The sequence below is a fragment of the Pseudomonas sp. S32 genome (genome assembly GCF_016648095.1).
Lineage (GTDB): Bacteria > Pseudomonadota > Gammaproteobacteria > Pseudomonadales > Pseudomonadaceae > Aquipseudomonas > Aquipseudomonas parafulva.
Genome location: NZ_JACVVF010000046.1, coordinates 1 through 21,230 on the forward strand (window position 1 = coordinate 1; position 21,230 = coordinate 21,230).

At 61.1% G+C, this 21,230-nt stretch carries 11 protein-coding genes; 3 read left to right on the forward strand and 8 right to left on the reverse strand.

The annotated features are described in order from the left end of the window. The 5 genes from IAE38_RS19595 to IAE38_RS19615 all read right to left on the reverse strand — a co-directional run. The coding region (locus IAE38_RS19595; RefSeq protein ID WP_201218819.1) for a hypothetical protein at positions 1–639 on the reverse strand (639 nt) is incomplete at its 3' end. Between the two features lie 62 nt (positions 640–701). After that, positions 702–2,201, reverse strand: a complete 1,500-nt coding sequence (locus tag IAE38_RS19600; protein WP_201218821.1) for a Fic family protein — start codon at positions 2,199–2,201, stop codon at positions 702–704. A gap of 171 nt (positions 2,202–2,372) precedes the next feature. After that, complete coding sequence (locus IAE38_RS19605) at positions 2,373–6,467, reverse strand: DEAD/DEAH box helicase (RefSeq protein ID WP_201218823.1); 4,095 nt, start codon at positions 6,465–6,467, stop codon at positions 2,373–2,375. 398 nt (positions 6,468–6,865) lie between these two features. Next, the gene (locus tag IAE38_RS19610; RefSeq protein WP_201163131.1) at positions 6,866–7,129 is read right to left on the reverse strand and encodes a DUF3077 domain-containing protein; all 264 of its coding nucleotides are present in this window, start codon (positions 7,127–7,129) and stop codon (positions 6,866–6,868) included. A gap of 82 nt (positions 7,130–7,211) precedes the next feature. After that, a complete protein-coding gene (locus tag IAE38_RS19615; protein ID WP_201218824.1) occupies positions 7,212–7,454 on the reverse strand; it encodes a hypothetical protein in 243 nt (80 codons plus the stop codon). A 620-nt stretch (positions 7,455–8,074) separates the two neighbouring features. On the opposite strand from IAE38_RS19615, the gene IAE38_RS19620 reads away from it, so the two are divergent. Then, positions 8,075–13,198 (forward strand): RecQ family ATP-dependent DNA helicase, encoded by a 5,124-nt coding sequence (locus tag IAE38_RS19620; RefSeq protein ID WP_201218825.1) that lies wholly within the window; start codon positions 8,075–8,077, stop codon positions 13,196–13,198. Positions 13,199–13,224: 26 nt separating this feature from the next. Here the strand turns inward: IAE38_RS19620 and IAE38_RS19625 are convergent, their stop codons facing one another. Continuing rightward, complete coding sequence (locus IAE38_RS19625; RefSeq protein ID WP_201218826.1) at positions 13,225–13,827, reverse strand: cupin domain-containing protein; 603 nt, start codon at positions 13,825–13,827, stop codon at positions 13,225–13,227. A gap of 45 nt (positions 13,828–13,872) precedes the next feature. After that, positions 13,873–15,822: an oxidoreductase gene (locus IAE38_RS19630; RefSeq protein ID WP_201218827.1), complete on the reverse strand. Its 1,950-nt coding sequence runs from the start codon at positions 15,820–15,822 to the stop codon at positions 13,873–13,875. A 127-nt stretch (positions 15,823–15,949) separates the two neighbouring features. Here IAE38_RS19630 and IAE38_RS19635 point away from each other — a divergent pair, with 127 nt between their 5' ends. Further along, positions 15,950–16,993, forward strand: a complete 1,044-nt coding sequence (locus IAE38_RS19635) for an ABC transporter substrate-binding protein (RefSeq protein WP_201213778.1) — start codon at positions 15,950–15,952, stop codon at positions 16,991–16,993. A gap of 40 nt (positions 16,994–17,033) precedes the next feature. Beyond that, positions 17,034–17,786 (forward strand): class II aldolase/adducin family protein, encoded by a 753-nt coding sequence (locus IAE38_RS19640; RefSeq protein WP_042141719.1) that lies wholly within the window; start codon positions 17,034–17,036, stop codon positions 17,784–17,786. 58 nt (positions 17,787–17,844) lie between these two features. Here the strand turns inward: IAE38_RS19640 and IAE38_RS19645 are convergent, their stop codons facing one another. Next, entirely contained in the window at positions 17,845–20,994 is a 3,150-nt protein-coding gene (locus IAE38_RS19645) for an autotransporter outer membrane beta-barrel domain-containing protein (protein WP_201218833.1), read from the reverse strand. Between the last annotated feature and the right edge of the window lie 236 nt (positions 20,995–21,230).

Sequence of the window (21,230 nt, forward strand, 5' to 3'; positions counted from 1 at the left end):
CACCCCCCCCGCCCCAATCGCATTCCCCCGCACCATCGCGGCCATGCCGGCGCGCCCGTTTTGCACATGTGCGAACACCACCAACGGCCAGGCAATCACCGGTATCGGCGCCAGCATCCCGCTGGTCGCCGGGCCCAGCCAGTTGGCCAGGCTGGTGGTAACCATCAGCAGGGAAGTGGCCGACACCATGCGCAGGGGAATCTCCCAATACCGCTGCCGAGACAAGGCCATGGCCTCTGGCTTGGGCTCGCGCCCGCTGGCGTTTATCAACACGGCAATCAGCACCAGCGCCACGCCAATCGACAGGTACAAACTGCCCCAATGGGTAAAGGTATAGGCAGCCACGCCATAGAACAGTATCGCCAGCCCCACGGCAGGGCCCACGCCTAGCCTGCGCGTGGCGAACAGGTAAAAGGCATAGGTAGCCTGCACCGCCGCCAGCCCGCCCAGCGCGCCAGGCACAGCCCCGAGGGCGAATGCTGTGCCTTGTTCCAGGCACAAAAAAGTCATCACCAATGCCGAGGTGATCGGTAAACCGGACAGCAGCCCGCCCAACAAGCCGCCCCAGCGCCGCGACGCGAGGGAGATGGCCCACATCAGCAGCGGGGTGACGATGAGTTTCAGGTAGAACAGGGTCATCGCAAGGCAATCCGGTTATGCAGAAGTGACGCCCGCCGTCGGCATTGGGTAGGGCAGGCGAGTCATCGAAGCCGTTCGGCATCGTTAGGGTCGCGAGCAAGCACCAGTTGCGCTGTCTGCTCCAGAAAATCGAATACCGCCTCGGGAACCCGGTAAAGGTATTGCTTGCGCCGATTGTTGGATACCACGCCACCATTGCTCAGGCACATCATCACCAAGTTAGCCAAGTCGCTGCCGCGAACATCGAACCGGTCGTCTACCGCCTTGTAGACAGCATCATAGTTTTCCAGGAAGGCTGTTTCATCACGCAGTTCATTTTCCAAGGCGCGCTTGGCCATCAGGCACGTGAACAACACGCCAGGGGTCGCATCCCAGAACCGGTACACGACATCAGCCCCTGTGAACTCAAAGCTGAACTGCTCGTGGTCAATCCAGCTCACGCGCCAAAACTCCCGCACCGGCCTGGAAAAGGCTTGGAGTGTGGTCAGGTACGTACGTTCTTCTCGTTTCATGGCGACAGACACAGGCAGAAGAAGGCCGTCATCCAGCGCCCCGGACTGGCAGAAAGCCTGGTGAATCAAGAACCGCGACAAGCGACCGTTGCCATCCATGAATGGGTGAAGGAAGACGAAGCCGAAAGAGACGATGCCGGCAACCACCAGCGGGTCAACATGGGTTGGCGCCTTGTTGGCAAACCGCATCAGGCTTTCCATCAGCTCCCGGCACAACTCGGGAGGCGGGGGCACGTATGTAACGCCTGCAGCGCCATGCATCCCATTACTCAGGTGATTCTGCTCATGCCTGAACGCCACTGCCAGGTCCAGCGGGTTCGTCACAGTGGCGTTCTGCAGGTTGACCAGGTAGTCCTCGGTCAACGGTTGGCGTTCGTGAGCTTGGCGCAACAACCGGATGAACCGGCGAGCTTTGTCTTCGGTTGGCGCTTCTTTTTCGATAGCGAACGAGTCTTGGGTTTCATGGAGGTATGCCCAGTTGATAGCTCGGTCCATCATCATCGGTGGCAACGATTCGATGAATGCCTTGGCTCTGCCTAGAATATCGTGTGCCAGAAGCGTAGATATCTCAGGGGTTAGCTCGACAGTGGCGCAGTACGACAGATCTCCCAGCCCGTTGAACTCTACCCGCCATTTGGAGTTTCGTTCACCGGGCTGGGTAATGTATCGCTGCGTATCGAACAACGGGACGAATACCCCGCGCACCGGCGAAGGCTGCATGATCTCTTCACCGGTGAATGCTTCTCTGAGGTAGCAGGCTTTGCGGATGTACACACCGTTTGGGGCCGCCACAAGCGCTGCCACGAAATGCTCGATACCGATCCGAGGCAGGGCTTGGGCGAGAATCGACAGGTTGATACCCTCGTGCTTGAGTGCAAAAAGCACATGCCCTATGAGGTCGTCTTCCGCAGGCGCCAGCCGCTGCGGCACAGCGAGCGTATTGCCGATTACTTCAATCCGTGTGACCGGTTGAACGCTTGCAGGGCGGTTGAGTGCAACAACGTCCAACCGCAGCCTTTCGTGTAGCAGTGAATAACCGGCTGCTCGCATGTACCTTTCCTTCCGTTCGAGGGCGAGCGTCAATATTTTCTTGACTGGACGCACAAAATCTTGAGATTTAGCGATTATGCCGATTTTTCCTTCACTTTCCAGTTGGAGGCGATGTGCCGGTTAGGTCGCACCGCCCTGATTGCCAGCCGAGCTGGCCCTACGCCCTAACAATCACCCCAGCGACCCCGCAAGCAGCGCCAGCAGGGCATCGGCATCCAGCTTGGCACTCACTTCGCCACCCTCCAGCAGGCTGTCAGCCAGGTCTCGTTTGCGAGCATGCAGGGCAACGATCTGCTCCTCGATGGTGTTCTCGGCTACCAGCCGGTAAACAGTCACCGGCCGCTGCTGGCCGATGCGGTAGGCACGGTCACTGGCCTGGTCCTCCACTGCCGGGTTCCACCACGGGTCGAGGTGGATCACATAGTCGGCGGCGGTGAGGTTGAGGCCGCTACCGCCAGCTTTCAGGCTGATGAGGAAGACTTCACCCGCGCCAGCCTGGAAGGCATTGACGCGGCTTTCCCGTTCCTTGGCGGGCACGCTGCCATCGAGGTAGTGGAAGGCGATGCCTTTTTGCTCAAGCCAGGTACGCACGATACTCAGGTGATCGACGTACTGGCTGAAAATCAAGGCCTTGTGGCCATTGTCCAACAGCTCTTCGATGAGCGCAGTAACAGCCTGAAACTTGCTGCCCGGCAGGGTCGAGCCGGGGGTCACCAGGGCCGGGTGGCAGCAGAACCGTCGCAGGCGGGTGATCTCCGTCAGAATCTGGAATGATCTGCCTGCCCCGGGGGCCAGATCAGAAACGTTGTTCACCGCTTGCTGGCGAAGGGCTTCGTAGAGGTGAGCTTCTTCATCGGCCAGCGGCACTTTGTAGGTAATCTCCGTGCGCGCGGGTAGCTCATCAAGCACCTGGCTTTTCAGGCGGCGCAGGATGAAGGGCTGGATGAGGGCTTTCAGAGCGCGTCGGGCTGCTGTGTCGCCCTGCTCGATGGGGGCAGCGAAGCGGCTGTTGAAATGGTCCTGGCTGCCGAGCAGCCCTGGGTTGATGAAGCGGAACAGGTTCCACAACTCGCCCAAGTGGTTTTCCAGTGGGGTGCCAGTGGCCACCACGCGGAAACCGGCCTGCAAGGCCATCACCGCTTGAGAGCGTTTGGTCTGGGCATTCTTGATGGCCTGGGCCTCGTCCAGCACAACGCTGTGCCAGTGGCAGGCGGCGAACGCTGCGCTGTCCTGTTGCAGCAACCCGTAGCTGGTGATCACCAGGTCACCGGGGCCGAGGCCTGCCAAATGGCGGGTTTGCTGATACAGATGCAGTTTCAGTTGCGGCGCGAAACGCCGGCTCTCAGCCTGCCAGTTGAGGGTGACCGAGGTCGGTGCCACCACCAGTTGCAGGCCACCGGCGGCGCGCTGCAACAGCAGGGCCAGCAGTTGCACCGTCTTGCCCAGGCCCATGTCATCGGCCAGGCAGGCACCGACGCCCCATTGAGCCAGGCGTGCCAACCAGGTGAAGCCCTCATGCTGATAGGCGCGCAGGTCGGCCTGGAGGGCACGGGGGAGCTGGGGCTGATAGCCGCGCATCGTCTGCAGCTTTTCAAGGTGCTCTTGCCAGCTTTTATCGGCCTTGAACTCGCTGACTTCGTCGGCAAGCCCCGCCAGCAACGGGGTAGTCAGCGGGCTCAGGCGAAGGCCTTGGTCAGTGACCCGATCAGCCAGATACGCCAGCTCCTCAAGGCGTGTGCGCAAACGCTTGTCGAGTGCCAGCCAGTCCCGTTGGTCGAGCTTCAGGAAGCGCCCGGGGCTGGCCTTGAGCAGGTCCAGAAGCTGGCGCAGTTGCAGCACTTTGCCGTCATCGAGTGCGATCTCGCCTTGCAGGATGAACCAGTCACTCTGTTTGCGCACGCCCAGCTTCAGCGCGTCGAGGTTCAAGCGGCCCTTGATGCGCAGGCGCTCGCCCTCTGGCCACACGCAGTGCAGCAAGTTGCCGTCCAATGCTTGCAGTTCGCCGAGTACCTGCAATGCATCCTGGGGCTGGTCCAGTTGCCACTCCTGGCCATCGCTGTTGGCGTTGGCCAGGCCGGGGCAGGCATGCAGCACCTGTTGCAGTGCCTGGCGTTCGCCCGCCAGGTCGCGGCACACCTGCAAGGGTTTGCCGTCGCGCTCGCCAAGCAGGTTCTGCGCGCCCTGGCCCGGGCGAAACCAGCTGCTCTCGGCCAAAGGGCGTACCAGCAGCTGCAAGCGCAAACCCTCGGCCAGTGGCAGCAAGTGCGCATACAGGCGCGTATCGGCAGGCTCGTGTTCAAGGTTTACCGAGAGCTCGGGCAGGTCCGAATGGATGGGGAGCAGCGGCGCGATGGCGCTGACGGCTTCGAGCAGTTGCGCCTTGCCCGATTGCGGTACACGCAGGCCGTCGCCAAGGATCTTGGCGATCTGGCGCAGATCGCTGTTGACCGAATAAATCTGCAAACGGGTCGGTGTTTGCTGATGAAGGTAGAAGGTGTCGGCAGTAGCGATACCCTGCGGCTCGAGACGCACATGGATCTGCCCGTCCTCGGCTTGAAGGTGCAGGCTGGCTTCGCCTGCCTGAAGATCGATACGTATGTCAGGGGCATGTTGCCAGAACAACGCCGGGTGCCCCACCAGCCTTGGCAGGGCCCTGCCGAGGGGTAATTCGTACTCGACATGGGAATAGTACGGCTGGCTGGCCTGGATAACGCTGATGACCTGGCGGTCTTGCTCGCACAGAAAACCCAGGCTGTCGCCCTCATCCATCAGGCGTTTGAGTGCCACAGGGCGGCCCTTGCTCCATTGCCCTTTGGCACCCAGTTTCTGCTCGCGCGGCTCAAGCTGGTTGTTGTAGCGATCAAGGCTCAACAACCACACCAACCGGGCATTCTTCTTGCCAGCCGTGGCCACTGGTGCATTGGCCGGTTTCAGCTGGCTCAGAGCGCTAAGGGCATGCTGCCAGGCTTCCCGGCGCTGCAGCAGCGCAGCCAGTGGTTTAAAGCCAGCATCACGGTGCAGGTCATGAAGCTGACGGGGCACCCCAAATTGCACAGCGACCAAGGCGTCGATTTCTGCTGCCAGCCAGTTGTAACCCTGTTGGTCGAGTTCACCTCGGTAACGTTCCAGCTTCGCGCGCCAATCGGGCCCACGTGCCAGTGGGGCATCCAGCCAGTACAGCGCCAAGGCGAGCATCAGCCCATCCAGGCCATTGAGGGTGGTTGCCCGCAAGTACGACAAGTCCGGCGTGTTGCCTTGCAGTTGCTCGAACACCTGATACAGCGCGGAATACGCGCTGCCGTAGTTTTCCTTGGTACCTAAAACCAGTGCCTGTTTGAGCGCAGCAGAGTGCTGGCTGTCGTTTTCAGCGATCAGCGCCAGGCAGTACAGCGCATTGAGCAACGGCGGCAGGTCGATTTTGCGTTTTTTGGTCTGTTTGCGCTGATCGGTCAGCCACGCCCGCAGCAATTGCAGGGTCTCGTTGGGCTGGCCGCGCAGCAACGCCTGCAGGCACTGGGTGGTCATGGGCAGCGCTTGCTGGCCATGGTCTTGCAGCACCACCCAGTCGCCACGCCAAAGCGCCTGTTGGATCAGTTGCAGGCACAATGAGGGGCCAGGCCTGAGCGCCATCTCCTGCTTGGCCAATGCATAGCTCTCGGCTGCCGGCCCTAGCAGGTCGTTGTTCAGGCGCAGGTGATCCTCGATCAGCAGCCGGCGTACGGTCTCGTCCAGTTGCCCGATCACTTCCCGCCCGGTGGCATCGTACTGCAGCAGTTGCATAGGGTGCTGCGCATGCCACTCGCTCACGGGGCACAGCCTGTACAGCAGGTACAGCGACTCGGGCAGCCGCTGGCTGTCACCGCTCAGCAGGCGTAGCCAGAGTTCTTGCAGTACGCGGGGTTTGCCAGGCGTTTGCCATTGCCCGAGTTCAGGCAAACTCGCTTGGATCTGATGCAAGCGCAGGGTCCCCTCGGCTGTGCCCAGCAAGCTGAGGAGTACCTTGCTACGGCACTGTGCCGTCACGCAAAAATACGTCCCTTCGTTGCGCTGTTCTACTTCCACCCAGCCCAGGCTTTGCAACCGCTCCAGCAAGGCGGGCAAGTTGCTGGCGTCTAGCAGCCTGCCGTTATCGTCACGGATCTCCATGGCCCGCAGTAGCTTGATCAGCGCGGTCTTGCCCTTGCCAGGGAACGACGTTACCAGCACGTAGAGCACAGCTTTGCAATGATCAGGCAGTGCGTGGAAGGAGAGCGGGAGAAGGGACATCCTGGATCTCTGTAATGCGGTTGTGGCACGGGCGCCGTTGTTCAAGTTACCGGGTGAAGCCTGTGTCGAGGTCGGCCATTGGCAGCAACTTGGCTAGGTATTTTGCTGATGCGGTACTTGGTTTGGAGCGTTAAGAATCCGATGAAAGAGGATAGCACCAGGTAGTGATTCAATGCGGGCGTTTGCTGGGTCGTACGCCTGCGGGAGTGAAATGGCCGGCACCGCTAGGTGGTCTTTCGGCGGTGCAAAGTTGCGCTCATGGTTCAAGAAATATCGACCGTATCTGGAGGCGAAGATCTGACCCTAGAGCGTCGCTTACCTCACGAGGTGTGCAAAACGGTCAGCCTTCAAAACCGGCAATGACGGGTCTTGAAGGCCATAAGCTCGCTGAGTCCAACTCAGCGCATCATCCCCAGCTCGGCATCATCCAGCAGCGCCTTGGCCAACGCGCACAGATAGTGCGACGCCCATATCAGCTGGGGCTTGTTTTCCATCAAGCCATCCAACGTCATGTCCCTCGCGTAGCCCATGAGCTCCGAGGCTTGCTCGCGTGCGCTTTGGCAAGGAATGCCAGGCTCGATACGAAATAGAGGGTGAGTTTGGTTTGAGCCTTGGTAGAAGGTGGTTTTACCAACGGTGAATTTATTTTCTTCTATGGGCACTGTGGTCGCTCTCCGAAGCACTCCGCGCCTGGTACTGGCTACCCTGGCGGGCGACAAGCCCAGGCGTCAGACAAAGAAATCGTTAATGCCAGGATCTCGGCTCGGATGGCACCTGCACCTGAATCAATGCAGCCTCGAGCAATGCTCGGAGCGTTTCAAGTTCATGCATTGACGCCATCATCAAGATGGAGGCAGGTGACTTGGGTTGCAGCATCATTGCCTGCTGCACAACGGTCGAGGCGCAAAGTGCGAAATCAGTAGCTTGGATCAAAGTATCTTCGAGCGACTGGGGCGTAGTGGGCGGATCAGGGACGATTTTAAGCATCGGACTGTGTTCTCGGTGGGGCCACCGCCAACCCGCTGTCAAACGGAAAGGTGGCAGCTGTGCATGGGTTGACAGACCGGCGAACACAGAAACCGGCGCACGCAAGCGTGCCCCATGCACAACCGCCATGAAAGGGTGTGCGCTGTGTATCGTCGCGGCCTGTCAAAGCCGGTCGTTGATGTGCAACGACGAGCCGAGACTAAAACGGCGAAAAAAGGATCGCAACGAATAACAGGGTAGGGGAGTATCTTTGGGAAATGCCCTACAAGGAAGGGCTAAATTCTGATTTTTCTCGCCGGCTGGATGCTTGCTGCCAACAACCTCATTTCTCGGTGGCTGGGAGGCTTGAACATTGTGTATTCAAACCACCGCCCAAGCCATGGCACACCGACTGTTCGGAGCTAATCCGTGTTGGTATTCCTCACTCTCTCCCTGCTCTGTAATGGGCTCATGCGACTCAGCAGTTTTACAGGGCGAAGGCGTTGGGTGCTGCCAAGTTGGTAGCGCGCCTTTGAGTGCTACTGGGATCAAAAATAATGGCATCATGGCCGTGATCAATCATTAAAGCTCTCCGGCTCAGCGATGATCGCCGGAATAATCAAGCAGGGAATGCTCGTTCGATGTCGTCATTATCTCAGCCCAAGGCCCTGTTACTGGACCTTGAGGTGGTTCCGTCCAAAAACCATCAGCCTGCTCGTATAACGATGGTCGGGGCGCTCCGGCCTGACACCGCCGCGGAACTGGAACTGAAGGTTTCCACCAGCCCGGCCGCAGCGCTGCTACAGGTGGACGCGTTGTCCGCAGGGGCTGGTTACGTTCTAGGGCACAATGTCGTTGAACATGATCTACCCCTCTTGCGCGAACTCTCGCCTGGTATGGCCTTGCACAATCTGCCGGTGATAGACACCTTGCGTCTATCGCCGCTGGCGTTCCCGCAAAACCCTTACCACCGGCTTATCAAGGATTACAAGCTGGTCCGCGATAGCCTCAACTCGCCGTTGTCGGACTGCCGCTCCACGCTGGTTCTTTTTCAGGACCAGCGGCAGGCTTTTGCCCAATTGAGCGAGAATAGCAAGGCTGAGCTGCTTTGCTACCAAGCGTTGTTGGCACCCGACGCAACAACCGAACTGGGGGCTTTGTTCGCTTCCTTTACCGGGCAAGCGCCGCTGGGGTTAGCCGAGCTTCGTGTACAGCTTTCACTTGTACTTCACGAAGCGGACCCCTCTCAATCGCGCGATTTGAAGGTATGTCGAGCGCGGCTGGAACAGCTTCTAGAAGACGATCTGCAGCAAGCCCACTTGCACTGGCCACTGGCCTATGCGCTGGCCTGGCTCCGGGTTTCAGGCGGGAATTCAGTGTTAGCGCCTTGGGTTCGCCATCAGTTTCCAGAGGCGGGTCGACTGATCTTCGAACTGAGGGATGTACCGTGTGAGCGGGAAGACTGTCAGTATTGCCAGACGACGCATGATCCGCGTCATGAGCTGAGGCGCTATTTCGGCTTCCCGGATTTTCGGTACGAACGGCCGGGTGAGAGTCTTCAGCACGATATCGTTCTAGCCGGCATGCGTGGGCAGCATGTACTGGCCATTCTGGCCACCGGTGGGGGCAAGTCACTGTGTTACCAATTGCCGGCGTTGAATCGGTTTCATCGTAACGGCAGTCTGACCGTTATCATTTCACCGCTGCAATCCCTGATGAAGGACCAGGTGGACGGGTTAATAGAGCGCAACGTCCAGTGCGCTGCTGCCCTCAACGGCCTGCTCACCCTGCCTGAGCGCGCTGACGTACTTGAGAAGACTCAAATGGGCGATGTCGGCATTCTGCTGGTATCGCCGGAACAGTTTCGCAATAAGGCATTCCGGCGCGCGATCCGTCAGCGGCAGGTCGGGGCCTGGATTTTTGATGAGGCCCACTGCCTGTCGAAGTGGGGGAGCGACTTCCGCCCCGACTATCTCTATGTGTCACGCTTTATACGTGAATACACAGGTGATCAACCCCTCGCGCAGATCGGTTGCTTCACCGCGACGGCAAAGCCTGACGTGCTGGCGGATATCCAAAGCCACTTCCATGAAAGTTTAGGCATCGAGTTCAAGATTTTCCCTGGCGGCCACGAGCGAACGAACCTGCATTTTGACGTACTGCCCTGCGCCAAAGCAGAGAAGTGGGCACGCACCGACGGGCTACTGCGCGAACATCTTGATGCGCAGGATGGGGGCGCCGTAGTCTTCGTTTCCAGCCGTAAAAGTGCTGAAGAGCTGTCCGACTTTTTAATCGGCCAAGGCTGGCCGTGCAAGCATTTCCATGCGGGCCTCGAGCCCAATACAAAGACCGATATCCAGGATGACTTCAAGGCAGGGCAACTGAGAATCATCGTTGCCACCAATGCCTTCGGTATGGGCGTGGACAAAGCCGATATCCGCCTTGTCGTGCATGCTGACATCCCCGGCTCGCTGGAAAACTACCTGCAGGAGGCGGGCAGGGCTGGCCGTGACCAAGGGGACGCACGTTGTGTGCTGCTGTACGACCCGCAAGACATTGAAACTCAGTTTGGAATGAGCGAACGCGCCAAGCTCAGCATCCGTGACATACAGCAAATACTGCGCAAGTTGCGCATTGAAAGTAACCGACGCAAGGGCGGCAAGTTGGTCATCACCGCCGGTGAGATCCTGCTGGATGATGAGGTAGAAACGAGTTTTTCTGCCGATGAGCGCGATGCCGAAACCAAGGTCGTGACGGCGGTGGCCTGGCTTGAGCGTGGCGACTATCTCAAGCGTGAAGAAAACCATACGCAGATATTCCCTGCGCGGCTGGATGTCAGTGAAGACGAGGCCGAGAAACGTTTGCTGAAGGCGAACTTGCCTCTGAGGCGGCTGGAGGAGTTCAGGGCGATCCTGCGTTTCCTGTACACCGCAGATGCCGACGAGCGAGTGAATACTGATCAGTTGATGAAATTGACCAGCCTGGAGTCTGAAGAAGTCGCCACCGCCCTCAAGCAGCTCGAGGAGATGGGGCTGCTGGTCAACGATTCTCAAATAACACTGTATGTGCGCCATGGCATAGCAGGTGCATCAAGTCAGCGCCTGCGAAACACGCTCGAATTGGAGAGGGCGCTGCTGCAGTGTTTGCCAGAGATGGCGCCAGACGCCGAGCAAGGTGGCTGGCAGGACCTGAATTTGCCGGCACTCACCGCTGAACTCAAGGCGACAACTGCGCTGGAAGACCTGCTGCCGCTGCATGTGTTACGGCTGTTGCGCAGCCTTGCCCAGGACCACGATGCGGATGATCAGCAGCGCAGCAGCTTCGAGCTCCGCCAACTCAATCGCGATTACCTCAAGCTGCGCATCAAAGGCGGTCACCCATGGGCGAGGATCGTAGGGTTTGGGGACGTGAGGCGTACATTGGCCAGCAAGTTTCTAAACCTGTTGGTAGGCAAGTTGCCCCCTGGCATGCGTGGCGCAGATCTGCTCGTCGAAACAAGTTTTGGCGAGCTGCTTCAGGTGATCGAAAACGATCTGGAGCTGCCACATCTTATCCCGGCCGCCAGGCGCCGTAAGGTCATTGAGCACGTTCTACTTTATCTGCACCGCCAGGATATCTTGACCCTCAACCATGGCATGACGGTCATGCGTCGGGCTATGACCATCGACGTCGAAAAGGATGACAAGCGTAAAACGTTTCTCAAGGAAGACTACCTGCGTCTCGATGAGCATTACCGAGAGAAGCGCATCCAAGTCCATGTGATGCGCGAGTATGCGGAAGTGGCTTTAACGGAAATGGCCGATGCGTTACGTCTGGTGCTCGATTATTTCACCGACAGTAAGCAGGCCTTTATCAAGCGGCACTTCAACGGCCGCGAGGACGTGCTGAAACTGGCGACCAGTGAGCAATCATGGAAATCAATCATCGAGTCGCTGAGCACTACCCAAAAGCTGATAGTGGCAGACGATGATGATGTTAACAGGCTGGTGCTGGCAGGGCCGGGCTCTGGTAAAACACGTGTCATCGTGCACCGTATCGCCTATCTGCTTCGGGTGCGGCGAGTACCGGCGGCGAGCATTGTGGCGCTCACCTTTAACCGCCATGCGGCGAACGAGATTCGTAATCGGCTGCTGGCACTGGTCGGCCGTGATGCTTACGGCGTCAGCGTGTTGACCTATCACAGCATGGCCATGCGGTTGACCGGGACACGTTTTGATCGCGGCGAAACAGTACCAGAGCACGCGCTGAAGCAAGTGCTGAGCGATGCAGTAGAGCTGTTGGAAGGTAAACGCAACATCGAGGGTGAGGATGACTTGCGCGAGCAACTGCTGCGTGGTTATCGCTACATTCTGGTGGACGAGTACCAAGACATTGATGACCTCCAATATCGGCTGGTAAGCGCCCTGGCTGGGCGACATGCCGAGGAGGATGGCCGTTTGTGCATAATCGCTGTGGGTGACGATGATCAGAACATCTACGCCTGGCGTGCTACCAATAACCGATACATCGAAAAGTTCCGTGAGGACTATGAAGCAACCACCAGCTTTTTGGTCGATAACTACCGTTCTTCCCTGCGAATCATCGAGGCTGCCAACGGGCTCATAGCCCAGAACCCGGCGCGGCTGAAGGGGGCCAATCCCATACAGATAAACCGTTCTCGGCAGGATATGCCTGCTGGCGGGGTGTGGGAACAGCTGGATGAACAGCGTCAAGGGCGGGTGTTGCGCCTGCTGATCCAGCCTGGCGACCGCGAGCACGGTAACCTGCAGGCGCAGGCGGTGATGGCCGAGTTGGAGCGATTACGGGAGCTAGAGCAGGGCGCTTGGAACGGTTGCGCTGTTTTAGCACGCACGCATCGGTACCTTTGGCCAATTCAGGCCTGGTGCGAACAGCACAAAGTTCCTTATTTCCTGGCAGCCGACAAAGATTCAACGCTTCCTCTCACGCGCCAGCGCGGCTTTATCGTTGTGATGGACTATTTGCGGGGCTTGGAGGGGGATTGTTGTGCAGCTGATGCGTGGTCACGCCTGGCGCGCACCGAGCAGCTGGCAACGGGCGATTGGATGGACTTTTTCCGCGTCGCCTTCGAACAGATGCAAGGTGAACTGGGCGAATGCCAACTTGGCAGTGCTGCCATGGTCGATTGGCTTTACGATTACGCCCGCGAGCTGCGCCAGCAACCCAAGGGCGGCCTCTATCTGGGTACTGTCCATTCGGCCAAAGGCCTCGAGTTCAGACATGTCGTTTTGCTCGATGGCGGCTGGAGCGCCCAAGTCGATACGTTGGCTGATGAGCGACGGTTGTACTATGTCGGCATGACGCGCGCTGAACAAACCCTGACGTTAAGTGAGTTTGCCAATGGCAATCCATTCAGTTGCAGCCTGGCGGGTGACGTTCAGCAACGGACATTCCATGGGGTACCCCTCGCGGAACTGGAGCTGCGTTATCAGCAACTGTCGCTGAAACAGATCGACCTTGGCTTTGCGGGTCGCCAACTGCCCAATGCCGCAATCCATGATGCGATCAAGGGCATTCGTGAAGGGGATCCCCTAACGCTCAAGGAGGACGCGGGCTGCTATAAACTGCTCGATAGGCAAGGCAACGTGGTGGGGCGAACGGCCAAGTCATTCAAGCCTGAAAATGGATTCGACCGCTGTGAGGTTGCGGCTGTGATGGTGCGATTCATCGAGGATAGCGACGAGCAGTACAGGGCGTATCACAAATGTGAGCGCTGGGAGGTCGTAGTGCCCAGCGGGCGATGGTAGCCCATGCCCCATCGTCGGCAAGGCCGTTAGAAGGTCGGCGGTGTAATCACCCAGATCACAATAGCGTCAGCTTCACCAGGGTTGCCATAGCGGTGCGGCTGCTGGCTGGAGAAGCTGAAACTGTCGCCTTCTTCCAGCACAAAATGCCGCTCGCCCACCCACAACTCGAACTGGCCGCTGAGCAGGTAACCGGCTTCTTCGCCTTCATGGCTGTAGCTGGTCTGGCTGTAGGTGCCCGGCGGGAAGCGTGAGTGCAGCATCTCCAGCTCGCGGTTGGGCTGGGGGGTGAGCAACTGGTCGACGATGCCGTCTTCGTAATACACGCTCAGCCGGCTGTGCTTGCGCACCACGTAGCCTTCATCCTCGGGCGCAGTGACCGCTTCGCTTGCGAAAAACCACTGGATGGTCACGCCCAGGCTGCGGGCGATGTTGAACAGCGCCGGGATGGACGGGTACGACAGGTTGCGCTCCAGCTGGCTGATGTAGCCAGCTGTGAGCTCGCTTTGTGCGGCCAGCTCGGCCAGGGTCATGCCGCGGCGCTTGCGCAGGCCGCGGATGCGCGTACCCAGAAACTGCGGCGCGCTGGCGCCGTCCTCGGCCTGTGGCGCTTTGCTGATGTGGCGACTCATGGCGATGTCCGATCGACCCTGCAAAGCCTCGGAGTATAAACAGGCTCACAAGGCGGCGGCGACTTTCAAACCTTCATGGATCGCCTCTTCAGCCGTGCGCGGGGCCAGGCAGTCGCCGATGCGGTAGACAGGTGCCAGGTCGCGGATCTGCTCGGCCAGGGTATCGACCGGCTGGTGGCCCATGCACAGCACCAGGGTGTCGATGTGTTCGAACAGCATCGCTTCGCCGCTGGCGGTGTGCTGCAGGTAGACGGTGTTGTCGTCGCAGCCGTACAGCCGGGCATAGGGGGTGATGGGGATTGCCAGCTTGTGCAGCTCGCCGGCCAGCTGGTCACGCACGTACAGGGGCAGGCTCTCGCCGCAGTGGGTGCCGTTTACCGCCAGTTGCACCTGATGGCCGGCGCGCACCAGCCGTTCGGCAATGCCTGGGCCAATCCAGTCGCAACGCCAGTCCATCACCAGCACCGAGGGGCCGGGCTTTACCTGGTCACGCAACAGCTGCCAGGCGTCCACCACTTGCAGTTCGCCGGCGCGCTCGAAGTGCGGCCAATAGGGCTCGGCACCGGTGGCGACAACCACGGCGTCCGGGCGTACACGCTCGACCAGTGCCCGGTCTACCCGGGTGTTGCGCACCACCTCGACACTGGCCAGTTGCATCTCCCGCTGCAGGTTGGTGCTGGCACCGCCAAATTCTGCGCGGCGCGGTAGCAACTGGGCCAGCAGTACTTGGCCGCCCAGCTGGGCACTGGCCTCGTACAGCGTTACCTGGTGCCCCCGCGCCGCAGCCACGGCAGCGGCTTTCATGCCGGCCGGGCCCCCGCCCACCACCATGACGCGTTTGCGCGTGGCGGCTTGGGGCAACTGGCCGTATTGCTGTTCGCGCCCGGTTTCCGGGTGCTGGATGCAGGAAATTGGCAGGCCGCGGTGAAAGTGCCCGATGCATGCCTGGTTGCAGGCGATGCAGGCGCGCACGTCTTCAGCCCGGCCGCTGTCGGCCTTGTTTGGCATCAGCGGGTCGCAGATCAGCGCGCGGGTCATGCCGCACACGTCGGCCTGGCCGCGCGCCAGAATCAACTCGGCTTCCTGGGGCTGGTTGATGCGGCCGGTCACGAACAGCGGAATGTTCAGGCGCGACTTGAAGGTTTCTGCCTCGCGGGCCAGGTAGGCTGCCTCGATGGCCATCGGCGGCACAATATGAACGGCACCGCCGAGCGACGCTGAGGTGCCCGCCACGATGTGCACGTAATCGAGGCTGCCTTGCAGGGCCCCCACGGCTGTAAGCGATTCATCTTCCGTAAGGCCTTCGGCATCGCGTTCATCGGCGCTGATGCGCAGGCCGATGATGAACTGCTCGTCGGTGGCATCGCGCACGGCCGCCAGCACTTCGCGCAAAAAGCGCAGGCGCTGCTCCAGCGTACCGTTGTAGCCGTCGCTGCGGCGGTTCACCCGCGGGTTGAGGAACTGCGCCGGCAAGTAGCCGTGGCTGGCCACCACCTCGACGCCATCGATACCGGCCTGGTGCAGGCGGCGTGCGGCGGCGGCGTAACCGGCGACGATCTCGTCGATCATGGCCTGGTCCAGCGCCCGTGGCATCACCCGGAAGCGCTCGTTGGGCACGGCGGAGGCCGAGTAAGCAACAGCGAGCAGGCCGTCGGCGGACTCCATGATCTCGCGCCCGGGGTGGAACACCTGCGACAGCACCACGGTGCCCTCGGCATGGCACACCTCGGCCAGCCGGCGGTAGCCCTCGATGCAGCTGTCATCGGTGGCCATCAGCACATGGGAGGTGTAGCGCGCGCTGTCGTGCACGCCGGCCACCTGCAGCACGATCAGCCCGACGCCACCCTCGGCGCGAGCCTTGTGGTAGGCGACAAGGCGGTCGTTCACCAGGTTGTCGGTGGGCATCGAAGTGTCGTGGCCGCTGGACATGATGCGGTTTTTAAGGCGCTTGCCACGGATCTGCAGCGGCTGGAACAGGTGCGGGAAGGTGGCCATGGTGTTGAGCTCCGACTTTGTTTTTATTCTTCAATGAAAATGTACCCATAGTAAAAAATCAACTTGTTTTTTTACTATTGCGGGACTAGTTTTCAATCACCCACAAAAACAAAAAGAGGGTTCACCGATGAAAGCGTTTGCACAAAAGCCCGGCCTTGGCGCGTTGCTGCTGTGCCTTGGCATGGCCACTGCCCAGGCTGCACCGGACATGGTGGTGGTCGGTTACGGTGGTGCCGGCCAGAAAGCCCAGGATGTGGCGGTGTTCCAGCCGTTCAGTGCGCAGGACAACAGCAAGCTGATCCAGAGTGAGTACAACGGGGAAATGGCCCGCATCAAGGTAATGGTCGACACCGGCCATGTGGATTGGGACGTGGTGCAGATCGAGGGCCCCGACCTGATGCGCGGCTGCGATGAAGGCATGTACGAACAGCTGGACTGGGCCAAGCTCGGCCACGCCGACCAGTTGATCCCCGAGGCCGCGCAGGCCTGTGGCTCGGCGGCGCTGGTGTGGAGCGTGGCCATTGCCTACGACCGCAACAAGCTGGCCAAGGCGCCCACCTCGTGGGCTGACTTCTGGGACGTGAAGACGTACCCGGGCAAGCGCGGCCTGCGTAAGCGTGCGGTGTACAACCTGGAGTTCGCACTGATGGCCGACGGGGTCAAGGTGGAGGACGTCTACAAGGTGCTGGCGACCCCGCAGGGGGTAGACCGGGCCTTCGCCAAGCTCAGCGAACTGAAGCCTTATATCCAGTGGTGGGAGGCGGGCGCCCAGCCGGCGCAGTGGCTCACCGCAGGGGACGTGGTAATGACCTCGACCTACAGCGGGCGCATTGCCGCCGCAGCGCAGGCCGGGGCGCCGTTGGCGGTGGTCTGGCCGGGCAGCCTGTACGGCATGGACTATTGGGCGATCATCAAGGGCTCCAAGCATGTGGCGCAGGCCAAGCGGCTGATTGCCTACGCCAACCAGCCCGAGGTGCAGGTGCGTTACGTGCAGCAGATCCCCTATGGGCCTACCAACACCCAGGCTGCCGCTGCACTCGACCCGGGCCTGGCCCAGTGGGTGCCCACCTCCAGGCAGAACCTGCAGGGCGCGCTGTCGATGGACGTGGCGTTCTGGGTAGACCATGGTGACGAGCTGGAAGAGCGGTTCAACGCCTGGGCCAGCAAGTAACCGCTGCCCCCACTTCAATGGCCTGGGAGGCTGCAAGAACATGAAGCATGAACGTGAGCTGCGCGAAGAACTGGCCGCCTGCTACCGGTTGATCGCGCACCTGCGCATGACCGACCTGATCTTCAACCATATCTCGGTGCGGGTGCCGGGGCCGGAGCACCACTTCCTGATCAACCCGTACGGGTTGCTGTACGAGGAAATCACCGCGTCGAGCCTGGTGAAGATCGACCTGCAGGGTAATGCCGTCGAGCCTTCGCAATACCCGGTCAACCCGGCCGGTTTCGTGATCCATAGCGCCATCCATGGGGCACGGGAAGACGCCCAGTGCGTGTTGCACACCCACACCCGCGCCGGGTGCGCAGTGGCGGCGCTGGAATGCGGGTTGCTGCCGGTGAACCAGATGTCGATGGAGTTTTATGGGAAGGTGGCCTACCACGATTATGAAGGGGTGGCACTGAACCTGGATGAACAGCAGCGCCTGGTGGCCGACCTGGGTCAGCAGCCGGTGATGATTATGCGTAACCATGGCCTGCTGACGGTTGGGCGCACGGTGGGGGAGGCGTTCATGCGCATGTATTACCTGGAGAAGGCCTGCGAGATCCAGGTAACCGCCATGGCCAGTGGCAAGCTGGTTTTGCCGGCCCATGAGGTGTGCGTGCACACCGAACGGCAGTTCAATGACCCTGGGCGGCCGGTGATGGAGGGGCAGTTGACCGACCACGATGCGGGGGCGTTGGCGTGGAAGGCAATGGTAAGGATGCTGGACCGGGTAGCGCCGGGGTATCGGGACTGAGCTTGTATTGAGGATTGGGGGCCGCCAAGCGGCCCCCGAATACCAAGGCTCACCGGCCTCAGAACCTAACCGTAACCCCCGCATTCACCGAATGGAACCGCGTGTCCGACCCAAACTGCCCCTGATACGACAGCCCAACCTCGGTCTGCCGGTTCAGCTGCACCTTGGCCCCCACTTCGGTCAGTGCCACGTTGCGCGTTTGCGCAATGCCTTGCACAGCGAAGTCAGGGCCACCGGCAAACGCCTGTTCGTTGCGTGGGTCCAGGTCACCATAGGCCCGGCGCCAGCCCAGCGAGCCGAACAGCTGGGTATCGTGGTTGGCCACGCGGGTGTGGGTAGAGGCACGCATGCCCACGGTCGAGAACCAAGTGTCCTGTTTCTCGCTGGACACCTTCAGGGCCGCGGCACCGCCTTTTTCGCGGAAGCTGTCAGCATCGTACTTCACGTACGACACGCCCACGAACGGCTCCAGCGCCACTGCGCCCAGGCCGATGCGGTAGGCCGCCTCGCCACTGGCCTGCAGGGTGTTGGCGTCGCGCTTGCCCTTCAAGTGGTCGTTGAAGCCGGCAAAGGCCACGTTGCGCGTGCTGTCCAGCTTGTGCCAGGTGTAGCCCACGTCTGCGCTCAGGCGCAGGGCATCGAACTGGGCGCCGGTGTACAGGCCCAGGTGGTAGTTGTCGCTGTGGCCCTTGGCGTCGCGGTCGTCGGCATCGAACTTGGAGCGGCTGTAGCCGCCGTACACGCCGGCGCGCCAGTCCTGGGTGATGCTGCCGTCTGCGCCAACCAGCACACCGCCGGTTCTCTGGTGCAGGCCGCTGGAGCCGTTGTTGCCGTCCAGCTTCGACCAGTTACCGAAGGTTTGCGCCCATGCACCACCCTGTGCTTCCGGGGTAGTGGGCATCAGGTTCGACGCCCCCAACGGCATGCGCACGGTGTTGCTGTCCAGCAGGCCGCGCAGGCGGGTGCCCAGCACGCCGGAGACCACTTGGCTGTTAGCGATCAGCGCGGTACCGGTGCTGCTGTGGTAGTCGCCAGACAACTGGTCGATGGCGTTGCGGGCGCTGGCGGCGTCCAGCACCAGCAGGTTGTTGTACAGGCGCAGCGGTTCGCCGCTTTGTTCCAGCACGCTCAGCGCGCCTGCGGTGTTCCACTGGTTCTGGGTGAGTGCCACGGTCTGGAAGATGCCAGGGGTGCCGGCTTCTGGCGGCTGGACCGGGGGCTGCACAGGTGGCTGGACCGGTGGTTCGACCGGCGGCTGCACAGGTGGCTGGACCGGTGGTTCGACCGGCGGCTGAACCGGTGGCTCGACAGGTGGCTGCACGGGTGGCTGCACCGGCGGTTCTACCGGGGGTTGAACAGGCGGCTGTACCGGGGGCTCAACGGGTGGCTCTACCGGGGGTTGCACAGGCGGCTCCACGGGTGGCTGTACAGGCGGCTCGACAGGTGGCTCAACCGGCGGCTCCACGGGCGGTTCAACCGGTGGCGTGGTGGTTTTCTGCGCAATGGTCAGGTTCAGCTCGTTGGCGGTGCGCTGCAGGCTTACGTTCAGGAATGCCGAGTTGGTAAAGGCCTGGGCATAAGCGGTGCCAGCCGCTGCGCCGTCTTTCACGCCGCCTTGGGCCGCCAGCAGGGTGTAGGTTTGCCCGGTCTGGTAGCTTTGCGCCTCGTTCAGCGTGGTGACATCGACGCGGGTGCCACGCAGGGTGGCGGCGCCGCTGACGTTCACGCGGTCGGAGCCGCCGTTGCCGGCGATGTCGGCGGCGTAGCGCGAGCCGGCGGCCATGTCCAGGTCACCCTTGATCGACAAGGTGCCCAGCGCGCCTTCGCCCGGCGACAGGGTACCGCCCGAGGCCACCTGGGTAGCGCCCACCTGGCCGGTACCCGCCAGTACACCACCGTCCAGCACCTGGGCGCGATTGCTGTAATTGCCTGCGGTGTCGGTGTGGCCCACGGTGCCGTTCACCACCAGCGTGCCGTTGCCCACACTCAGCAGCGAGGTGCCCCGCGGGTTGGTCTGGTCCACGTCGCCGGCCAGCACCAGGCGCCCGCCGCGCACCACGGTGCTGCCCGACAACCCGGTCAGGTCGCCGCTCAGGGTGGTGTCGCCGCTGAACGCATACACCCGGCCAGCGCCGCTGATGCTGTTGGCGAACTGCAGGTTGTTGTCGGTGTGGTTGAACGCCAGTGAACCACTGCCAGCGCCAAAGCGTATGGCGGTTTGCGGATCCACACGACCTGCAGCCTTGGCGGGGCCAGCGGTGATCGCATCGATGTCGGTGCGGCTGTCGTCACGCACCACGGCACCGCCGATGGCGAGGGTGCCGCGTGCGGCACTGTTGATACTGGTCAATTCACTGATGTCGATACCGTCAGTGCTGCTTAACTCCGCCCCGTCGGCCAACACCAGGATGGTGCTCGACGTGGTGGTGCCCAAGGTCATGGCGCGGGTGGCCAGGCGTGTGCCTTCACCCGCTACGCTGACCAGGGTGTTGCGGCTGGTGTTGGCCGAGCCCAGGGTCATCGAATCGCTGGTCAGCACGGCGCCGCTGCTCAAGCTCAGGTCGTTGCGGTTGCGGAAGGTGCCGGTGTTGTCCCAGCGGGTTCCAGCGCCCGACAAATCGCTGATGGAGTTGATGGCTACGCGTTCGCTGGCCAGTTGCCCGCCCTCTTTGAGGGTGATGCGCGAGTCGTACAGGAACACCCCCCCAGAACTGACTTGTACCGTATCCACCTTCGAGCCTTGACCGCTCACCACCAGGTTTGCCCGGGATAGGCCATTGCCCGCATTGCCGTTGTCGCTGAGCTGAAGGTCACGCACAGACACCTGCCCGCCATCCAGCACGTTCAGCGTGCCTTGGCCTGCGCCACCAACCACGATGGTGTTGCCCAATACGGCAGTGGTGCGTGGGACCGTCCAGCGAGTGCCCGGCCCTTGGACTGTGACCGTCGCCATGGCGATGCTGGCTTGGTCGTTCGTGAAAGTGCCACCGATGCGGCCGCCTTTGCTGGTGAGTTCGGCGCCATTGTTGATGGTCAGGCTGGCAGGCACACCGTCGCCGGGCCGCAGCGAGACGGTGCCGTCATAGGCGCGGTCACTGCTGAAGGTGTCCTGCCCACTGTTGAGGATATAGTCTGCGGCGTGTGCGTCCGGCAACACGGCGAGGGTGATCGCCAAGGTGAGCGGGGATAGTCTGAATAGGGGGTTCATAGCGACTCCAGATACTCCATTAGATGCCACTGGCGTGGCCGCCGGCCCTGAAGGCGCTGGCGTTCCTGTGTGCGACGATTAACAGGGGGAGTATCGGGAGGGGGGTAGGGGGTGGAAATAGTACGGATGTGCTAGTTGCGTCGGAACGTGACGCAGCGCACAAAATGCAACTGCGTCTTGGGTATTGGGCGCCGCGCAACTGCAGCGGCCCTGCAACTTAGAAAAGGCCTTTACGC